The 1,736-nt window shown below is 67.3% G+C and carries 2 protein-coding genes and 1 pseudogene; all 3 read left to right on the forward strand.

Features of this window, described 5'->3' with window-relative positions; translation table 11 throughout:
- Positions 1-705, forward strand: a pseudogene (locus AB0G14_RS35540) (transposase); the annotation flags it as partial.
- A 52-nt stretch (positions 706-757) separates the two neighbouring features.
- A complete protein-coding gene (locus AB0G14_RS35545) occupies positions 758-1,048 on the forward strand; it encodes a transposase (RefSeq protein ID WP_357705177.1) in 291 nt (96 codons plus the stop codon).
- Positions 1,049-1,062: 14 nt separating this feature from the next.
- Positions 1,063-1,736: IS3 family transposase (locus AB0G14_RS35550; protein ID WP_357705178.1), on the forward strand; the 674-nt coding region annotated here is incomplete at its 3' end.

A 1,736-nucleotide genomic window follows, 5' to 3' on the forward strand; every position in this document is an offset into this window, starting at 1 on the left:
GCAGCCCTGGTCATCCTCCACATCGAGCACGGACGAACCACCTGAAACGAACACTACGCACAGTCGCGAACCGTTACTCGGAAAGGCTCACTGGGCGGACGCCCCGTGTGATCGGCGTGGACGATTTCGCTCTGCGCCGACGGCACCGCTACGCCACCGTGGTGATCGACGCCGAGACACACGAGCGGATCGACGTGCTGCCCGACCGCACCGCCGACACGCTAAAAGCGTGGCTACGCGAGCATCCGGGCGTCGAGGTCGTGTGCCGTGACGGCTCCGCTACCTATGCTGAGGCTATCCGCCGCGCCCTGCCCGACGCGGTGCAGGTCGCGGACAGGTGGCACCTGTGGCACAACCTGTGCGAAGCCGCCCGCAGCGAGGTGAAGGCACACAGCACCTGCTGGGCCGCCGTCCTGGACGCGCCCCTGTATGACGGCCCCCGCGCGCAGACGACCCTGCAACGCTGGCACCAGGTCCACAGCCTGCTCGACCAGGGCGTGGGCCTGATGGAGTGCGCCCGCCGCCTGCAGCTGGCCCTGAACACCGTCAAACGCTACGCGCGAGCCGACCGACCCGAGCGGATGCTCCGCGTCCCCAAGTACCGTGCCAGCCTCGTCGACCCCTACCGCGAGCACCTGCGCACACGTCGGGCCGAGGACCCCCGCCGTCCCCGTCGCGCATCTCTTCGAAGAGATCAAGGCCCTCTGAGGTGTACCAAGGATCCTGGACATGTCCTCCGAGTTGAGAGGATGAGTCCATGCCCGAGCAGCGTCGTCGGTTCAGCCCGCAGTTCAAGGCCGAGGCTGTGCAGATGGTGATCGAGACTGGTAAGCCGATCGCGGTCGTCGCCCGTGATCTGGGGATCCATGACGCGACGTTGGGTAACTGGGTCAACGCGTGGCGGCGTGAGCATGCGGTGGCCGACCAGAACAGCACTCCGGTGGAGGCCGCTCGCGTGAAAGAGATGGAAGACGAGATCCGCCGGTTGCGGATGGAGAACGAGTTCCTGAAAAAAGCCGCGGCCTTCTTCGCCCGGATGCACCCGTAGCCCTGCGGTGCGCGTTGATCGACGCGGAGAAGGCCACCTACCTGATCGCGTGGATGTGCCGACTGCTGGGTGTCTCGCGCTCCACGTACTACGCCTGGCGCGACCGGGCCGAGACCGCCACCGCCGTCCGACGTCGGGACCTGGCCGCACGGGTGCGGCGGGTCTTCGACGCCTCCCGGGGCACCTACGGCTGCCGGCGGGTGACGGCAGCGCTGAACCGGGAGGGCATCGCGTGCAGCGTCGGCCTGGTCGCGGATCTGATGCGTGAGCTCGGCCTGCGTGCCTGCCAACCACGGGCGTACAAGCGGACCACGCTGCCCGGTCAGGATCCGGTGGTTTCCGCTGACCTGATCGGCAGGGACTTCACCGCCGACGCGCCGGGCACCCGTCTGGTCGGTGATATCACCTACCTCAAGACGGGTGAGGGCTGGCTGTATCTGGCCACGGTCATCGACCTGGCCACCCGGATGGTCGTCGGGTGGCAGACCGCCGAGCACATGCGGACCAGCCTCATCGTTGACGCCCTGGCCATGGCCCAACACCACGGGCATGTCCGCCCCGGCGCGGTGTTCCATTCCGACCGCGGCGCCCAGCTTAGGTTCAAGGAGTCGTTGCAACACCGGCTCGTTGGATCGATTCTAGGTGTTCGTTCAGGGCTTCTGCTGGCTTCTCCACCCCAGAGACTTGC

It is taken from the genome of Micromonospora sp. NPDC023814 (genome assembly GCF_040639595.1).
Classification (GTDB): Bacteria; Actinomycetota; Actinomycetes; order Mycobacteriales; family Micromonosporaceae; genus Micromonospora.